Genomic DNA, 16,590 nt, shown 5'->3' with positions numbered 1-16,590 from the left:
AGTAACAAGCTCATCATGGTAAAAGGTTTTCAGCTCCTGCGCCAAGATTCCGCAGGGCAAAAACACAAACACCCGCCGAAGCGGGTGTCTGGTTGACCATCCGAAGATAATCTTATTCAGCAACAACGATGATAGTCACAGTTGCAGAAACTTCTGGGTGCAGCTGCAGGCTGACTTCGAACTCGCCAGTGTGACGCAGAGCGCCGTTTGGCAGACGAACTTCAGACTTGTCTACAGCGATACCAGCAGCAGTGATGGCGTCAGCCAGATCACGAGTACCGATAGAACCGAACAGTTTGCCTTCGTCACCAGCTTTAGCAACGATAGACAGCTCGATTTCAGCCAGCTGTTCAGCACGAGACTGAGCAGTAGACAGCTTGTCAGCAGCCGCTTTTTCCAGGTCAGCACGACGAGCTTCGAAAGCTTCAACGTTAGCTGGAGTTGCCATTACCGCTTTGCCGTAAGGCATCAGGTAGTTACGGCCGAAACCGGATTTCACTTTAACTTTGTCGCCCAAGCCACCCAGCTTGCCGACTTTCTCGAGCAGAATAACTTCCATCTCGTAAACCTCTGTTTGCAAAATCTGCAGCCTTGGCTGTCAGATTGAGTCGTCTGTCCCGTCACCGAAGTCACGTGACAGATAGTTAGGGTAAAACACAGGACCTTAAACCGGTGCGCTCAATCGCACCCCTGTCGTCACTGCACTTCTGCCTTTTTGTAGCTGGGCATTCCACCATGGCCTGCAGGGTTCCGGTGGAGTCACTCCCAGGGAACGACACCGTCACCATCAGCCCTCAAGGCCAGTAGAGGAACTGACAAGCAAAACGATTTCGTTTTACCTGTGGGCTTTTCGCCCAAGAGCCCGAAAGCTCCTACTGCATACGTCACTTGGACGTACGACCGCTTACGCGATCAAAAAGACAGCAGTTCGATTCAGCCTAAGCTGAACCGGCCTTACTGATGGCTGTCAGTGTAAGGCAGCAGGGCCAGGAAACGTGCACGCTTGATAGCGGACGCCAGCTGACGCTGATAACGAGCACGGGTACCAGTGATACGGCTAGGAACGATCTTGCCGGTCTCAGTGATGTAACCCTTCAAGGTTTCGATGTCTTTGTAATCGATTTCCTTCACGCCTTCAGCGGTGAAGCGGCAAAATTTTCTACGACGGAAAAAACGCGCCATCTGTATAACTCCTTAATTGGTAATAAGCTGCGACTTAGGCGTCAGCTTCTTCGGTCTCTTCAACTTCGTTATCGTTGTTAGAATCTGCTTTAGGGGCAGAATCGTCACGACGAGGACGGCGCTCTTCACGGCTTTCAGCAGCCTTGATAGGAGAAACCTCAGTGACCGCTTCTTTACGGCGAATTACCAGGTTACGGATGACAGCGTCGTTGTAGCGGAACAGCTCTTCCAGCTCGTCCATCACTTCCTGAGTCGCTTCAACGTTCAGCAGAACGTAATGCGCTTTATGGATTTTGTTGATGGGATAAGCCAGTTGACGACGGCCCCAGTCTTCCAGACGGTGGATTTTACCTTCTGCTGCTTCGATCAGAGAGGTGTAACGCTCGACCATTGCAGGTACTTGCTCGCTCTGGTCAGGATGAACCAGAAATACGATTTCGTAATGACGCATGTATGCTCCTTACGGGTTAACAGCCCCCCGGCCCGATTGGGACGAGAAGCAAGGAGGGGTAAAGGGTATTTCAAAGAACGCGATATTCTAGTGATCTCACTCAAGAGTTGCAAGCAAGCTGTTCACTGATTGATCAGGTTCTTCAAATGAGTCAACTTATTGGTTGAAGTCTTTAAGACCGAGCACATCGTGCATGTCATAGCGACCTTTAGGCTGCTGTGACAACCAGATGGCTGCACGCACAGCACCTTTGGCGAAGGTCATACGACTGGACGCTTTATGGGTAATTTCAACGCGCTCGCCCTCACTGGCAAAAAGTACGGTGTGATCACCGACAACATCACCACCTCGCACGGTAGCAAAGCCAATTTCTTTGGCAGGGCGAGCACCCACCTGCCCTTCACGACCGTAGATGGCGTGCTCTTTCAGATCACGATCCAGCGCATCCGCAACGGCTTCACCCAAGGCCAGCGCCGTACCGGAGGGAGAGTCCACTTTATGACGATGGTGGGTTTCAATAATTTCGATGTCGTAGCCTTCGCCCAGGGTTTTAGCTGCCAGCGCCAGCAGCTTCAGCACAACATTCACACCAACGCTCATGTTGGGCGCAAAAACGATCGCGGTTTTTTCCGCAGCCTGATCAATCAGGGCTTTTTGCTCATCTGTCAGACCCGTCGTACCAATGACCAGTGCTTTGCCATGCTCTGCACAGAAAGCCAGAGTCTGTTCGGTAACCTTGGGACTGGTGAAATCGATTAGTACATCAAAGTCATTCACCGCTGCAGCCAATGAGTCGACGGCAGTGAGGTTCAGCTTGCCAACACCCGCAATTTCACCAACGTCAGCACCTACCAGAGAGCTGCCGGGAGAGAGGATACCCGCGCCCAGTGTCGCACCTTCAGTCTGGGCAATAGCGTCGATGAGGTTACGGCCCATACGGCCAGCCGCGCCCATGATGGCGATACGAGTCATGCCTTGAATCCTTTGCTGTACCAATAGAAAGAGTAAGAAAAATGCCGTGCAGTATAAAAGAAAAGGGCGACTAACGCCGCCCTTTCCCATCATGCTCAAAACAGAGCCTGTGAAGACTTCGAATTATTTCATGTCTTCGAAGAACTTCTTGACGCCATCAAAGAAGGATTTGGTCTTGGGCGCATGGCGCTCATCCTGATCCTTCAATGTCGCTTGGAACTCTTCCAGCAGCTCTTTCTGGCGAGCCGTCAGATTAACAGGCGTTTCAACCATAATGCGACAGATCAGATCACCGGCTGAACCACCGCGCACTGGAACCACCCCTTTGCCACGCAAACGGAACTGTTTGCCTGTCTGGGTCTCTGCGGGGATTTTAAGACGTACACGCCCATCCAGTGTCGGCACTTCCAGTTCACCACCCAAAGCAGCATCAACAATGCTGACTGGCACTTCGCAGTACAGATTTTTACCATCACGCTCAAAGATCGGATGTTCACGCACCGAGACCTGAACGTAGAGATCACCTGCCGGCCCACCCAAGGCTCCCGCTTCACCTTCGCCTGTCAGGCGAATGCGATCACCGGTATCGACGCCGGGAGGAATCTTCACATCCAGCTTCTTGGTGTGCTCAACACGGCCACGACCATGGCAATCAGTGCAAGGATCACTGATCACCTGACCTGCTCCATGACAGGCCGGGCAGGTTTGCTGGACCGCAAAAAAGCCCTGCTGCATGCGAATCTGGCCAGCACCACCACAGGTGGTACAAGTCTGAGGCTTAGTGCCTTTCTTGGCACCAGAGCCATCACAGGTTTCGCACTCTGCCAGGGTAGGAATCGTCAGTGTTTTCTTGACACCTTTTACCGCCTCTTCGAGGTCCAGCTCAAGGTTGTAGCGCAGGTCAGAGCCACGCTGCGGACCGCCACGGCCACCGCGACCAAAGCCGCCGCCACCGCCGCCTCCAAAGATATCGCCAAAGACATCGCCGAAAATGTCCTGGAAGCTACCGCCACCAAAACCGCCACCGCCGAAGCCGCCGCCGTTTTGATCAACACCTGCGTGACCAAACTGGTCGTAGGCCTGTTTTTTCTGGGCATCAGAAAGCACTTCGTAAGCTTCACTGACTTCCTTGAATTTACTCTCGGCTTCTTTGTCATCCGGATTGCGATCCGGGTGGAACTTCATCGCCATGCGCCGGTAGGCTTTTTTGATGTCCTGTTCGGAAGCATCGCGCTGCAGTCCCAGCACTTCGTAGTAATCGCGTTTAGACATGATTCATTCGCTGGTTAGCAGAACCGGCACCGCCGGTGATTCCAATGGAAAAGGCGCAAATGAATTTGCGCCTTGTTCGGTAAGCCTTCGGACCGGGAGACTCCCGGTCCGAGCGCAACAAGAATATTACTTCTTGTCGTCTTTCACTTCTTCGAACTCAGCATCAACTGCATCGTCCTGCTTGGCACCGGCATCCGCCGCCTGCTCACCACCGGCAGCTTCGCCCTGGGCTGCAGCTTCGGCGTACATTTTCTGAGCAAGTCCGGAAAGAGCTTCGGTCAACGCTTCGGTTTTGCTGGTGATGGCATCTTTATCATCACCCTTCAGCGCTTCCTCTACCGCGACAATCGCTGCCTCGATAGCGGTTTTCTCTTCCTCGGTGGCTTTGTCGCCAGCATCTTTCAGCGTTTTGCGAGCGGTATGAACCATGCCGTCAGCACCATTACGTGCCTGCACCAACTCCTCGAACTTCTGGTCTTCCGCTGCGTTAGCTTCCGCGTCCTGAACCATTTTTTCGATTTCATCATCGCTCAGACCAGAAGAGGCCTTGATGACGATAGACTGTTCTTTGCCGGTCGCCTTGTCTTTGGCTGACACGTTCAGAATACCGTTCGCATCGATGTCGAAGCTGACTTCGATCTGTGGCACACCGCGTGGAGCAGGTGGAATGTCCGCAAGGTCAAAGCGACCCAGAGACTTGTTCTGACCTGCCTGCTTACGCTCACCCTGCAGAACATGGATAGTTACTGCAGTCTGGTTGTCGTCAGCCGTTGAGAACACCTGTGACTTACGAGTCGGAATAGTGGTGTTCTTGTCGATCAGCGCGGTCATCACGCCGCCCATGGTTTCGATACCCAGTGTCAGCGGGGTAACGTCCAGCAGCAGAACGTCTTTCACGTCACCGGACAGAACCGCACCCTGAATAGCAGCACCCATGGCCACCGCTTCGTCAGGGTTCACGTCACGACGTGGATCCTTGCCGAAGAACTCTTTAACTTTCTCGAACACCATTGGCATACGAGTCTGACCACCGACCAGGATGATCTCGTCAATTTCAGAGGCTTTAAGGCCAGCATCTACCAGCGCAGTGCGGCAAGGCTCCAGAGAACGCGCCACCAGATCTTCTACCAGCGACTCAAGCTTGGCACGGGTCACCTTGATGTTCAGGTGCTTAGGACCAGTGGAGTCAGCGGTGATGTAAGGCAGGTTCACGTCGGTCTGCTGGGCAGAAGACAGCTCAATTTTAGCTTTTTCAGCGGCTTCTTTCAGACGCTGCATGGCCAGAGGGTCGCCTTTCAGATCGATGCTGCTTTCTTTCTTGAATTCGCTCGCCAGATAGTCGATCAGCACCATGTCGAAGTCTTCACCACCGAGGAAGGTATCACCGTTGGTGGACAGAACTTCAAACTGCTTCTCGCCGTCAACATCAGCGATTTCAATGATGGAGATATCGAAGGTACCACCACCTAGGTCATAGACAGCAATTTTGGAATCGCCGCCCTGCTTGTCCATACCGTAGGCCAGTGCAGCAGCGGTAGGCTCGTTGATGATACGTTTTACATCCAGACCTGCGATGCGGCCAGCATCTTTGGTAGCCTGACGCTGAGAGTCATTGAAGTAGGCAGGTACGGTGATAACCGCAGCAGTCACTTCTTCGCCAAGGTAATCCTCAGCGGTTTTCTTCATCTTCTTCAGAACTTCAGCGGACACCTGAGGAGGTGCCATTTTTTTGCCTTTAACTTCAACCCAGGCATCGCCGTTGTCAGCGCCTACAATTTTGTAAGGCACCATTTTGATGTCTTTCTGTACGACGTCATCGGAGAACTTACGACCGATCAGACGCTTAACTGCGTACAGCGTATTGTGCGGGTTGGTAACCGCCTGACGTTTAGCTGGCTGACCGACCAGCACTTCGCTGTCATCGGTATAAGCTACCAGCGAAGGTGTAGTACGTGCACCTTCAGCGTTATCGATTACCCGAACCTTTTCCCCCTCCATGATGGCAACACAGGAGTTGGTGGTTCCCAGGTCGATACCAATAATCTTACCCATAATTCATAAACCTCAGAATGCGTAATTCAGGAAGGGGTCTCGCCCCGTCTCTCTCTCTTGATTGCTTAGATTGGTGCGCCGTAAATAATTTCAAGTCACTTTTTTGACTTTTTGCGCAAATCAATCTTTACCCTGAGACACGACCACCATGGCAGGGCGAAGCAGACGTCCATTCAGGGTGTAACCCTTCATCATGACATCGACGACTTTGTTTGCCGCGATCTCAGGATGGGGCACCATGCTGACCGCCTGATGCAGTTCAGGGTTAAAGCCTTCTCCCTGAGGGGCGACCTGCTCCACCTGGAATTTCTTCAGGGTGTTAACAAACAGATCCAGCGTCATCTCGACGCCTTCACGCACAGCTTTCTGGTGCTCGTCATCACCGTAAGCAGCAATGGCGCGCTCAAGGTTATCAACGACGGGCAGCAACTCACCGGCAAACTTTTCCAGTGCATAACGATGCGCTTTTTCAACATCCTGCTCAGCGCGACGACGAATATTCTGCATCTCAGCATGCGCACGAACCGTCTGATCCTTGGCTTCAGCGACTGCGGCTTGCAGCGCTGCGATTTCATCTTCAGCACTTGGCTCAGAAATTACTTCAGGCTCAACACCACCCTGAGCTGTTTCCAACTCTTCGGCCACAGGTGCGTTCTGATCCTGTGCTGGAGTCTCGTTCTGTGCCATGGATATCTCCTAACTCGTTAAATTGGGAATTCAAAAACGTTATTTCTCAGGCGCTGGCGGCCTCTGGCCAGCCGTGCGCTTCGTTGCCCAGGCAACACGATGGGCACCAATATGGGGGCACATCAGCGGGCTTCAACACCTCTTTGGGCAAATTTTCATCAGCCTATTGCCAAGTGGAAATCACTGGCTAAACTACTGGTTATAAATCCAGTCTTGGTAAGGAGCCCTCATGCTCTGTCAACTTTCCATCAAGAATGTCGCTATCGTCGAACACCTGGACCTTGAGCTACCTAACGGTCTGCAAGCCATCAGCGGTGAGACCGGTGCGGGCAAGTCCATCATGCTGGACTCGCTGGCTCTCGCATTGGGGGGACGTGCAGATGCAGGCTGCGTCCGCCATGGCGCAGACAAGGCAGACATCAGTGCCGGTTTCGATATCAGTCAGGTCCCTGCAGCTCAGGAGTGGCTGCGCAGTCGTGACATGTACGAGGAAAACCTGTGCATCCTGAGACGCACAGTCACCACTGAAGGACGCTCTCGAGCCTGGATTAATGGCCAGCCCAGCAACCTGCAGGATCTTCGTGACCTCGGCAGTTATCTGGTAGAAATTCACGGCCAGCATGCTCATCAGCGCTTGCTTGATGCAACTTCTCATCTTTTCCTGCTGGATGATTACGCGCATCTGGAGGAAGAACGTCTGGCGCTGACATCCAGCTACCAGCAATGGCAGCAGCTTAGTAAACGCCTGAATACATTGCGTGAGCGTAGCGATGAGGATCAGGCTCGTGTGCAGCTGCTAAGTTATCAGGTTGAGGAACTTCAGCAGCTCAGTTTGCAAGAAGGCGAACTTGCAAGTCTCGAAGAAGAACAGAAACTCCTTGCTAATGCTGAACATAACCTGAGCCTGGGGCAGTCTCTTTGTGAACTTACCCGTGACAGTGATGACTCTCTTGTCGACCAGATACGTCGCGCTCGCTCTCTGCTTGGTCAGATGCAATTAAAAGAAGAAAGTCTCAGCGAAATCGACGCAATGCTAGACAGCGCGGCTATTCAATTGGAAGAAGCGGCTAATAGCATCAACCACGCACTGGACAGTTACGAGCTCAGCCCGGAACGCCTGCAGGAAGTAGATCAACGCTTACACCAAACCTACACGCTGGCCAGAAAGCACCGCACAGACCCCAACGAACTACTCGTGTTTCAACAAGAGCTTGAACATGAGCTTTCACTGCTGGATGTGAATGAAGATGACTTGCTGCAGCTTGAAGGCGATGTTCAGGCCGCCTATCAGAATTATCTGGCTAAAGCAGAGAGCCTCAGCGAGAAGCGGCAACAGTCGGCTCTGCGATTGGCCCAGGAAGTGATGGAGCAACTAAAAGCGCTGAGCATGCCCCACAGCCACTTTGAAGTGGCTGTGACGACGTTGGGTGAAAAGCACGCCAGCATTAACGGCATAGATCGTGTTGAGTTTTTGTTGAGTGCGAATCCCGGACAGCCAGCACGCCCACTTCAGAAAGTGGCCTCAGGCGGTGAGCTCTCCCGGATCAGTCTGGCCATTCAGGTTGTGGCGGCCAAAGCCAGCACCATGCCAACCCTGATATTTGATGAAGTCGATGTGGGGATTGGCGGCGCAGTCGCTGAAGTGGTTGGCAAGCTACTGCGTCAGCTGGGTGAGCGGGTCCAGGTACTTTGCGTGACTCACCAGCCACAGGTCGCGGCCCAGGCCCATCATCATCTCTTTGTCAGCAAGGATGTGCGCGGCGGTATGACTAATTCCCGTGTCGATACCCTTAGTGATGAAGAGCGCATCAATGAAATTGCACGCATGCTTGGCGGGTCTGAACTGTCACACCATGCAAGAGCTCATGCAGAGGCAATGCTTAATCAGCTTCCGCACTGATCAGGCATACCAGCCAACAGAAACACCCCATAAAAAAAGCCCGCATGCAGCGGGCTTTTTTGTTGAGATCAGCAAGCTGAACTCGGTAAAGAGCTAAGCATTAATGTTCAGCGTCTTTATGAATACCGTAGAGGTAGATCGTCCGATCTGTCAGGGTAAAGCCGTTTTCCTCAGCAATTTCCTGCAGACGCTTGTTGATGATCGGATCAGAGAACTCACGAACGATACCGGATTTAACACAAACGATGTGGTCGTGCTTGTCATCAGCGGACAGTTCAAATACCGAATGACCACCTTCAAAGTGGTGGCGAACAACAAGACCTGCAGCTTCGAACTGGGTCAGCACACGGTAAACAGTAGCCAGACCGACATCTTCACCCTGCTCCATAAGGATGCGGTAGATATCCTCTGCACTCCAGTGGTCCTGCTCTCCGGCCTGCTCCAGAATCTGATAAATTTTGACTCTAGGTAAAGTAATTTTGAGGCCTGCTTTGCGCAGCTCTTGATTTTCTAGTGGCATAAGCAAATTCTCTGTGCTCTTCGCAGTCGGTGGCAACATCATGTATTATTCCGTGCCAACGAAGATATTGGAAGTCAAAACGCAATGCAAAAAGCTCTCGTACTCAGTTGCGTCCTGCTCCTTGGTGGTTGCTCTCTCTTCCCGGGCCTTCATCGTATCGAAGTACAGCAGGGGAACATGGTCACTCAGGACATGCTGAACAAGCTTCGTCCCGGCATGACTGAACAACAGGTCCGTTTTGTCATGGGCACCCCTCTTCTGGTCGACTCATTCAACCAGAACCGCTGGGACTACCTCTACCGTCTGGAAAAACCTAACGGTGACACGGAAAGCAAAACCGTCAGTCTTTACTTTAATAACGGTAAGCTTGCCAACATACAGGGCACCATGCGACCCGGCGCTGCTGCTGAAAGCGCCTCATCGAGTGCTCAATAAGATTCGCGCTGCCATCACCTGACATATCGTGTCATTCGGCGAGGCATAGCCGGCAGGTTTCAATACTGCCGGTTTCGCTGCGCTATCACTATCGCCGTTTTTGACGGTGACATATCCTTTGACAACTCACTGAGCTTCTTTATCGGCCTTAGCCTTGGCGGCCCGGTTCGCTCTCGCCTGCTTGGGATCAATAATGAGCGGTCGGTAGAGTTCTACCCGCTCCCCGTCACGCAGTGCTTGCTCCTTGGGCTTTTTGACAGCTTTACCAAAGATACCCATGGGCTGTGTTTCGGGGTCAATTTCAGGGTAATAATCCACGATACCGGACTGCACTACCGCCTGATAAAGCGTGCAGCCTTCCTCCACCTGAAGAGGGATGATCATCTGGTCATCCGCCAGCGCATAAGCAACTTCAACGTTGATCAATTCATGACTTGCCACAGACTTTCTCCGCACGCTGACAAAATGCATCAACCATCGTTGTTGCAATCTGGTTGAAGACCTTACCCATCGCCATACCAGCCAGCTTGTTAGCAAATTCAAAGGTCAGTGTTAGTGAGACCTTGCAGGCATCTTCCGCCAGCGGCTTGAAATACCACTCACCCACCAACGTTTTAAATGGTCCCTCAACCAGCGAAAGCGTAATCCGCTCAGGCGGTTGCAGGGTATTTTTCGTGGTAAAGCGATAATGAAAGCCAGCCTTGGCAACTTCAATGGACGCCGTCATTTCCTGACTATCCTCAGAAATCACCGTGGTACCAGAGCACCAGGGTAAAAACTCCGGATAGGCTTTGACGTCATTCACGATATCAAACATCTCTTGCGCGGAATGCATCACTAACGCACTGCGCTCAACCGTTGCCATGAAACCTCCTCAAGTGCGACGGGCCAGAACCTGACCCGTCGTCTTCAGCAAAAACGCTTACGAAAAGAAGAGCTGGTTCACCAGAACAATCACCACCAATACTGGGGCAATATAACGAACGGTGATACGCCAGGCCTGATACTGCCCCTCGGACAGTGACAGTTCTTCCTGCGTAAAGCGACGCAGCATCACGTAACCTGCGAAGATGGCGATCAACAGGCCACCCAGCGGCAACATGATGTTGGCAGTAACGTAATCGAGGGTATCAAAGATTCCCTTGCCCATCAGCAGGTGGACATCACTCCATACATTGAACGACAGCAGTGCAGCGATCCCCAGCAGCCAGCCCGCCAGCCCCAGAACCAGACACGCCAGAGGACGCTTGATGTTGAAACGTTCCACCACGAACGCGATAGATGGTTCCATTAGCGAGAGCGCGGAGGTCCAGGCGGCGATACCCACCAGGACAAAGAACAGGAAGCCAAAAATCTGGCCCATGGGCATATTGCCAAAGGCCACTGGCAGGGTGACGAACATCAAGCCAGGACCAGCGCCTGGATCCATATTGTTAGCAAAAACAATCGGGAAAATCGCCAAACCGGCCACCAGTGCCACCAGGGTATCCAGTACCACCACTGTTAGAGCAGTGCTGCCAATACTGGCTTTCTTGGTCATGTAGGAACCATAAGCGATCATGGTGCCCATCCCCAGACTCAGGGTAAAGAAGGCATGACCCAGAGCAACCAGAACAGCATTCGCCGTTAGTTTCTCAGGCGAGAAGTCAAACATGAAGTGGAAGGCTTCGCCCATATGGCCGGTACTGAAGGCATAGCCAAAAACGACCAGCAGCAGAATGAACAGAGCAGGCATCAGGATGCGGATAGCCCGTTCCAGACCATCGTTCACGCCACGCACCAGAACCACCATACTTGCGAAGGCAAAGATGGAGTGCCAGATCAGCATCCGCTTAGGATCAGCCAGCATGCCACTGAAAGCATCACCCACCTGATCGGCACCAGCGCCGTTAAAGCTGCCCTGAGCCATCTCGGATACGTAAGAGAACACCCAGCCACCGACAACGGAGTAGAAGCCAAAGATCAGAAATCCGGCCAGCGCTCCCAGTAAGCCAACCGCCTGCCAGGCTTTGGGCTGACCTGACTCTTCAGCGACATCACGCAGAGAATTCACAGGGCTCTGACGACCACGACGACCAATCAGTACTTCTGCCATCATCAACGGCAGACCGATCAACGCGATACAAATCAGGTACACCAGCACAAAGGCGCCGCCGCCATTTTCACCAGTGATATAAGGGAACTTCCAGATATTACCCAGGCCGACCGCCGAACCGGTCGCCGCCATAATAAACACCCAGCGACTGCCCCACATGCCGTGGAGAGACTCTTTTTTCAACATCGTTTTATAGTTTCTTCTACAGGTTGGAAAGGGGGCGGATTTTGCTGGAGCTATATCTTTAAATAACTCACAGGAAAAGCCCCGCCCTTCTCAGGAAGCCTGTCCCCTCAGGACTGGCGTTGACGAACGGCCTCAAACAGACAGACGCCTGTTGCCACCGAAACGTTAAGACTACTCACCTCCCCTGCCATGGGGATGCTGACCAGCGAATCACAAAGATCACGAGTCAGACGGCGCATTCCATTTCCTTCTGCGCCCATGATGAGGGCCATTGGCCCCGTCAGTGATGCCTGATAAACCGTTGAATCAGCTTCGCCTGCTGTTCCGATTAACCAGACACCGCGTTCTTGAAGATTTTTGAGGGTACGCGCCAGGTTAGTGACCTGCACGTAAGGCACGGCTTCAGCCGCTCCACATGCCACCTTCACCACAGTTGAGTTCAGAGGCGCAGACTTATCCTTGGGCGCAATAACTGCATGGATTCCCGCGGCATCCGCAGTGCGCAAACAGGCCCCAAGGTTATGAGGATCCGTGACACCATCCAGCACCAACAGGAACGGGGTTTCCTGCAGTTCATCCATGTAGCGCTCAAACCAGTTTTCATTCTGAGCACGCTGAGGCTCAACCCTGGCAGCAACGCCCTGATGAACACCATCAATGGTTTTATCCAACTCTTGCCGGGGCACATGACGGACCTTCACGAATTTTTCAGCGGCAATTTCAAGAATGCTCTCGATACGCTGATCCTGACGGCCTTGCTGAATCAACAACTCATGGATACGACGAGAGTCCCGCTTGAGCAGCGTTTTAATACTGTGCAGGCCGAAGACCCATTCCCATTGCTGTGACATAGTTTGAACTCAGTAACGTTAAATCAGGAAACCTCAAAACCCCACAAGCCTGTGCTTATGAGGTCAGCGCCTACTTATTATCGGCGCTCTTTTTCTTGCGTTTGGACTCTTTGGCTTTACGCTTTGCCTTAATAGCCGCTTTGATTTTGGCTTTGCGTGCTTTTTTATTGCCACCACCTTCGCTTGCAGGCCCCTGAGCAGAATCACCTGCACCCGAGGTTTGACCGCGACCGGCAGGCTTTGCAGCCCCCGCTTTGGAGGCACCTTTGCCACCTGCACTTTGGCGCGATGATGAACTCCGTGACCGGCCAATCTTGACTGCACCCGTTTCGGTAGGAATGTCGCCGGTTTTCAGACGATCCCGAATAGAACGCGCCAGTTTTTTCGAGGGGCCACTCACCAGTTCAAAGTCGATCTTCCGCTCATCGAGATCCACACGGCTAACGCGCACGCGCACCGAATCGCCCAGGCGGAAAGATTGCCCTGTACGCTCACCTTTAAGACGCTGGAACGCGGCATCAAAGTGGTAATAGTCGCCAGGCAAGCCACTGACATGAATCAAACCTTCAACGTAGACATCCGCAAGCTCGACAAAAACACCAAAGTTGGTCACTGCCGTGATCACGCCATCATATTCTTCACCAACACGGTGGCTCATGTATTCACACTTAAGCCAGGCCACCACATCGCGAGAGGCCTCATCGGATCGACGTTCAGTGCTGGAGCAGGACTCTCCAAAGGCCACCATCGCATTCAGGTCATAGGGGTAACCTTTCAGTGACGAGCTGTCATTTTCACGACGCAGCAGCGCACGAATCGCTCGGTGCACCAGCAAGTCCGGATAACGACGGATAGGTGAAGTAAAGTGGGTATAGGCCTTAAAGCCCAAACCGAAGTGCCCTTCGTTAGCAGGACTGTAAACCGCCTGACTCATCGAACGCAGCATCATGGTCTGGATCACGCTGAAGTCAGGACGGTTTTCAATACTGGCCATCAGCGCCTGATAATCCGCAGGCTGTGGTTTATCACCACCTCCCATATTCAGGCCCAGCGGACTCAGGAAGGAACGCAGCTTCTCCAGGCGCTCAGATTTCGGCCCTTCGTGAATACGATAAAGCGCGGGCACTTTCGCTTTTTCAAGGAAACGTGCTGCACAGACGTTGGCGCACAGCATGCATTCTTCGATCAGTTTATGCGCTTCATTACGAATGACAGGGACCACCTGATCAATCTTGCGACCTTCACCAAACACAATACGAGTTTCGGTCGTTTCAAAGTCAATCGCTCCACGTTCGGCACGCGCCTGACGGAAAGCGTGATACAGGTCGAACAAGGTCTCCAGTGGCTTTACCAAAGCCTTGTAGCGCTGGCGTAGCTCCTGCCCTTCTTCAGAGTCAGGTTTTTCCAGAATCTGACTGACCTTGGAATAGGTCAGACGTGCCTGTGACTGAAATACCCCCTCATAGAATTTATAGCCACTGATACTTCCGCGCTCACTGACGGTAGCTTCGCAAACCATCGCCAAACGATCGACCTGCGGATTCAGTGAGCACAAACCGTTGGAGATTTTCTCCGGTAACATGGGCACGACCTGACCGGGAAAATAGGTCGAGTTACCACGACGCTGGGCCTCTTCATCCAACGAAGTGCCGGGGCGGATGTAATGAGAAACGTCGGCAATGGCAACGAATAGACGCCAGCCGCCGCTCTTTTTACGCTCGGCATAAACAGCATCGTCAAAGTCACGTGCATCTTCACCATCAATGGTTACCAACGGCAGATGACGAAGATCCACACGACCTTCTTTATCCGCCTCGCTGACCTCTTCAGAAAGCTTATCCATCTCAGCCGTGACTTCTTCTGGCCACTGGTGAGGAATACCGTAGTTGTGGATAGCCACCTGAGTTTCAATGCCCGGGGCCAGATGATCACCGAGAATTTCGATGATACGGCCCACCGCATGGCTTCGCTTGCTGGGATATTCATCAATCTCGACCAGAACCACCTGACCCTGATGGGCACGGACGCTGCCGTCCGCTTTGATCATGATGTCCTGAGAAATTTTGCTGTTATCCGGGGTAACAAAGGCATTGCCGTACTCTTCAAAGTAACGGCCAACCAAACGCTCAAAACGGCGTTCAGTAACCTCGACAATATCCGCTTCGCGGCGGCCCTTATAATCTTCGCCACGAATACGTACCAGAACACGATCACCGTCAAAAACGGAGCGCATCTGACGTTCGTGGACGTATAGATCGCTGGAACCATCATCGGGAACCACAAAGCCGAAGCCATCACGGTGACCCATGATACGTCCGGCAATCAGGTCCATCTTGTTGATAAGGCCGTAGCCTTCCTTACGGGTAAACAACAGCTGACCGTCTCGCTCCATCGCTTTAAGGCGACGGCGCAGACCTTCAATCTGATCCTCATCCGTTAATCCCAGAGCATCGCACAACGCCATATGGGTCGCAGGGCCGGGATAGTCCTGCAAGAACTCAAGCAGAAACTCACGGCTAGGTACCGGATTTTCATACTTTTCGGCTTCCCGCTTGGCATAGGGATCTTCGTGGGCAGGGTGTTGAGGATCGGTCACAGACGATCTCCTGGTTGAAGGTGCTTTATTCTTGCTGAATATCGCACCTGTGCTGAAAGCACAAGGGGGAGCTGAACTCCCCCTTGTCAGCCTCAGGCGTTGAAAGGATCGCGAAGAACAATGGTTTCTACACGGTCTGGACCGGTAGAGATCACATCGACAGGCACGCCGACCAGCTCTTCAAGACGGCGAATATAGTTACGCGCGGCTTGTGGCAGGTCTTCAAGACGCTGAATACCGAAGGTGGTCTCACTCCAGCCTGGCATTTCTTCGAAGACAGGAACAACAGAAGCATAGCCTTCGCTATCAACCGGATTCACCACTTCGTTACCATCGGCATCGTGATAATGGGTACAGATTTTGACGGTCTGCAAACCATCAAGAACGTCCAGCTTGGTCAGGCACATGCCACTGATGGAGTTCACCTGTACAGACTGGCGCAGAGCAACTGCATCAAACCAGCCACAACGACGCGCGCGGCCAGTAGTTGCACCGAACTCATGACCACGCTCAGCCAGACGCGCACCCACTTCATCGAACAGCTCGGTGGGGAAAGGACCAGAACCAACGCGCGTGGTGTAAGCCTTGGTGATACCCAGAACGTAGTCCAGATACAGAGGACCGAAGCCAGAACCCGTCGCAGTACCACCCGCCGTGGTATTGGAGGAAGTTACGAAAGGATAGGTGCCGTGGTCGATATCCAACAGGGAGCCCTGAGCACCTTCAAACATAATGTTGTGACCTTCACGGCGGCATGCATGCAGGTCGGTGGTGACATCCGTCACCATTGGGCGAATCTCTTCTGCCATTTTCAGGCAGTCAGCCAATACGGTGTCATAATCAACCGCTTCAGCCTTGTAGTATTCGGTCAGAACGAAATTGTGATATTCCAGCACTTCTTTCAGTTTCAGAGAGAAGCGGTTGGCATCCAGCATGTCAGCTACGCGCAGACCACGACGAGCCACTTTGTCTTCGTACGCGGGCCCGATACCACGACCGGTGGTACCGATCTTGTTATTGCCACGCGCAGTCTCACGCGCAACGTCCAGAGCAACGTGATAAGGCAGAATCAGCGGACAAGCAGGGCTGATACGCAGACGCTCACGAACAGGCACACCGCTCTCTTCCAGAGTACGCATTTCTTTCAACAGTGCTTCGGGAGACAGCACGACACCGTTAGCGATGTAGCACATGACATTATCACGCAGGATACCGGAGGGAATCAGGTGCAATACGGTTTTCTTGCCGTCGATCACCAGTGTGTGACCCGCATTGTGACCGCCCTGAAAACGCACAACAGACGCTACTCGCTCTGTCAGCAGATCAACGATCTTACCCTTGCCTTCATCACCCCACTGGGTGCCCAGCACAACAACATTCTTACCCATAGT

The 16,590-nt window shown here is 52.8% G+C and carries 16 protein-coding genes; 2 read left to right on the top strand and 14 right to left on the bottom strand.

Annotated elements, in window-relative coordinates:
- Positions 1-112: 112 nt before the first annotated feature.
- From rplI to grpE, 7 genes are all read right to left on the bottom strand, one after another.
- Positions 113-559 carry a 50S ribosomal protein L9 gene (gene rplI / locus ACKC9G_RS07405; protein ID WP_411404303.1) on the bottom strand — a complete coding sequence of 149 codons (447 nt, stop codon included), beginning with the start codon at positions 557-559 and terminating at the stop codon, positions 113-115.
- A 395-nt stretch (positions 560-954) separates the two neighbouring features.
- On the bottom strand, positions 955-1,182 hold the full coding sequence (rpsR, locus tag ACKC9G_RS07400) for a 30S ribosomal protein S18 (protein WP_411404302.1): 228 nt from the start codon (positions 1,180-1,182) through the stop codon (positions 955-957).
- 34 nt (positions 1,183-1,216) lie between these two features.
- Positions 1,217-1,633 (bottom strand): 30S ribosomal protein S6, encoded by a 417-nt coding sequence (gene rpsF, locus ACKC9G_RS07395; protein ID WP_411404301.1) that lies wholly within the window; start codon positions 1,631-1,633, stop codon positions 1,217-1,219.
- A gap of 156 nt (positions 1,634-1,789) precedes the next feature.
- Positions 1,790-2,605 carry a 4-hydroxy-tetrahydrodipicolinate reductase gene (gene dapB, locus ACKC9G_RS07390; protein ID WP_411404300.1) on the bottom strand — a complete coding sequence of 272 codons (816 nt, stop codon included), beginning with the start codon at positions 2,603-2,605 and terminating at the stop codon, positions 1,790-1,792.
- A 123-nt stretch (positions 2,606-2,728) separates the two neighbouring features.
- Positions 2,729-3,877 (bottom strand): molecular chaperone DnaJ, encoded by a 1,149-nt coding sequence (dnaJ, locus tag ACKC9G_RS07385; protein ID WP_411404299.1) that lies wholly within the window; start codon positions 3,875-3,877, stop codon positions 2,729-2,731.
- Between the two features lie 126 nt (positions 3,878-4,003).
- Positions 4,004-5,929: a molecular chaperone DnaK gene (dnaK, locus tag ACKC9G_RS07380; RefSeq protein ID WP_411404298.1), complete on the bottom strand. Its 1,926-nt coding sequence runs from the start codon at positions 5,927-5,929 to the stop codon at positions 4,004-4,006.
- A 120-nt stretch (positions 5,930-6,049) separates the two neighbouring features.
- Entirely contained in the window at positions 6,050-6,616 is a 567-nt protein-coding gene (gene grpE / locus ACKC9G_RS07375) for a nucleotide exchange factor GrpE (protein WP_411404297.1), read from the bottom strand.
- A 229-nt stretch (positions 6,617-6,845) separates the two neighbouring features.
- Here grpE and recN point away from each other — a divergent pair, with 229 nt between their 5' ends.
- Positions 6,846-8,516 (top strand): DNA repair protein RecN, encoded by a 1,671-nt coding sequence (recN, locus tag ACKC9G_RS07370; protein WP_411404296.1) that lies wholly within the window; start codon positions 6,846-6,848, stop codon positions 8,514-8,516.
- Positions 8,517-8,616: 100 nt separating this feature from the next.
- On the opposite strand, the gene fur is transcribed toward recN, so the two are convergent.
- Positions 8,617-9,036 carry a ferric iron uptake transcriptional regulator gene (gene fur / locus ACKC9G_RS07365; RefSeq protein ID WP_411404295.1) on the bottom strand — a complete coding sequence of 140 codons (420 nt, stop codon included), beginning with the start codon at positions 9,034-9,036 and terminating at the stop codon, positions 8,617-8,619.
- 84 nt (positions 9,037-9,120) lie between these two features.
- Here fur and ACKC9G_RS07360 point away from each other — a divergent pair, with 84 nt between their 5' ends.
- A complete protein-coding gene (locus ACKC9G_RS07360; RefSeq protein WP_411404294.1) occupies positions 9,121-9,471 on the top strand; it encodes an outer membrane protein assembly factor BamE in 351 nt (116 codons plus the stop codon).
- Between the two features lie 126 nt (positions 9,472-9,597).
- Here the strand turns inward: ACKC9G_RS07360 and ACKC9G_RS07355 are convergent, their stop codons facing one another.
- The 6 genes from ACKC9G_RS07355 to ACKC9G_RS07330 form a co-directional block, all read right to left on the bottom strand.
- Positions 9,598-9,942, bottom strand: a complete 345-nt coding sequence (locus ACKC9G_RS07355) for an RnfH family protein (RefSeq protein ID WP_411404293.1) — start codon at positions 9,940-9,942, stop codon at positions 9,598-9,600.
- Positions 9,899-10,336, bottom strand: a complete 438-nt coding sequence (locus tag ACKC9G_RS07350) for a type II toxin-antitoxin system RatA family toxin (RefSeq protein WP_411404292.1) — start codon at positions 10,334-10,336, stop codon at positions 9,899-9,901. The genes ACKC9G_RS07355 and ACKC9G_RS07350 overlap by 44 nt, the downstream gene beginning before the upstream one ends.
- Before the next feature lie 57 nt (positions 10,337-10,393).
- Complete coding sequence (locus ACKC9G_RS07345; protein ID WP_411404291.1) at positions 10,394-11,752, bottom strand: sodium-dependent transporter; 1,359 nt, start codon at positions 11,750-11,752, stop codon at positions 10,394-10,396.
- 107 nt (positions 11,753-11,859) lie between these two features.
- Positions 11,860-12,603 (bottom strand): 23S rRNA (guanosine(2251)-2'-O)-methyltransferase RlmB, encoded by a 744-nt coding sequence (gene rlmB / locus ACKC9G_RS07340; protein WP_411404290.1) that lies wholly within the window; start codon positions 12,601-12,603, stop codon positions 11,860-11,862.
- 70 nt (positions 12,604-12,673) lie between these two features.
- Complete coding sequence (gene rnr / locus ACKC9G_RS07335) at positions 12,674-15,199, bottom strand: ribonuclease R (protein ID WP_411404289.1); 2,526 nt, start codon at positions 15,197-15,199, stop codon at positions 12,674-12,676.
- A 92-nt stretch (positions 15,200-15,291) separates the two neighbouring features.
- Complete coding sequence (locus tag ACKC9G_RS07330; RefSeq protein WP_411404288.1) at positions 15,292-16,587, bottom strand: adenylosuccinate synthase; 1,296 nt, start codon at positions 16,585-16,587, stop codon at positions 15,292-15,294.
- Positions 16,588-16,590 lie beyond the last annotated feature (3 nt).

Origin of the sequence: Pokkaliibacter sp. CJK22405 (genome assembly GCF_046614695.1) — a bacterium.
Classification (GTDB): Bacteria; Pseudomonadota; Gammaproteobacteria; order Pseudomonadales; family Balneatricaceae; genus Pokkaliibacter.
This window is presented reverse-complemented; position numbering and strand designations above follow the sequence as displayed.

Bases quoted from the DNA above. Each gene is read 5' to 3' on its own strand.
- rplI (WP_411404303.1), bottom strand. From the start codon at position 559: ATGGAAGTTATTCTGCTCGAGAAAGTCGGCAAGCTGGGTGGCTTGGGC.
- rpsR (WP_411404302.1), bottom strand. From the start codon at position 1,182: ATGGCGCGTTTTTTCCGTCGTAGAAAATTTTGCCGCTTCACCGCTGAA.
- rpsF (WP_411404301.1), bottom strand. From the start codon at position 1,633: ATGCGTCATTACGAAATCGTATTTCTGGTTCATCCTGACCAGAGCGAG.
- dapB (WP_411404300.1), bottom strand. From the start codon at position 2,605: ATGACTCGTATCGCCATCATGGGCGCGGCTGGCCGTATGGGCCGTAAC.
- dnaJ (WP_411404299.1), bottom strand. From the start codon at position 3,877: ATGTCTAAACGCGATTACTACGAAGTGCTGGGACTGCAGCGCGATGCT.
- dnaK (WP_411404298.1), bottom strand. From the start codon at position 5,929: ATGGGTAAGATTATTGGTATCGACCTGGGAACCACCAACTCCTGTGTT.
- grpE (WP_411404297.1), bottom strand. From the start codon at position 6,616: ATGGCACAGAACGAGACTCCAGCACAGGATCAGAACGCACCTGTGGCC.
- recN (WP_411404296.1), top strand. From the start codon at position 6,846: ATGCTCTGTCAACTTTCCATCAAGAATGTCGCTATCGTCGAACACCTG.
- fur (WP_411404295.1), bottom strand. From the start codon at position 9,036: ATGCCACTAGAAAATCAAGAGCTGCGCAAAGCAGGCCTCAAAATTACT.
- ACKC9G_RS07360 (WP_411404294.1), top strand. From the start codon at position 9,121: ATGCAAAAAGCTCTCGTACTCAGTTGCGTCCTGCTCCTTGGTGGTTGC.
- ACKC9G_RS07355 (WP_411404293.1), bottom strand. From the start codon at position 9,942: ATGCATTTTGTCAGCGTGCGGAGAAAGTCTGTGGCAAGTCATGAATTG.
- ACKC9G_RS07350 (WP_411404292.1), bottom strand. From the start codon at position 10,336: ATGGCAACGGTTGAGCGCAGTGCGTTAGTGATGCATTCCGCGCAAGAG.
- ACKC9G_RS07345 (WP_411404291.1), bottom strand. From the start codon at position 11,752: ATGTTGAAAAAAGAGTCTCTCCACGGCATGTGGGGCAGTCGCTGGGTG.
- rlmB (WP_411404290.1), bottom strand. From the start codon at position 12,603: ATGTCACAGCAATGGGAATGGGTCTTCGGCCTGCACAGTATTAAAACG.
- ACKC9G_RS07330 (WP_411404288.1), bottom strand. From the start codon at position 16,587: ATGGGTAAGAATGTTGTTGTGCTGGGCACCCAGTGGGGTGATGAAGGC.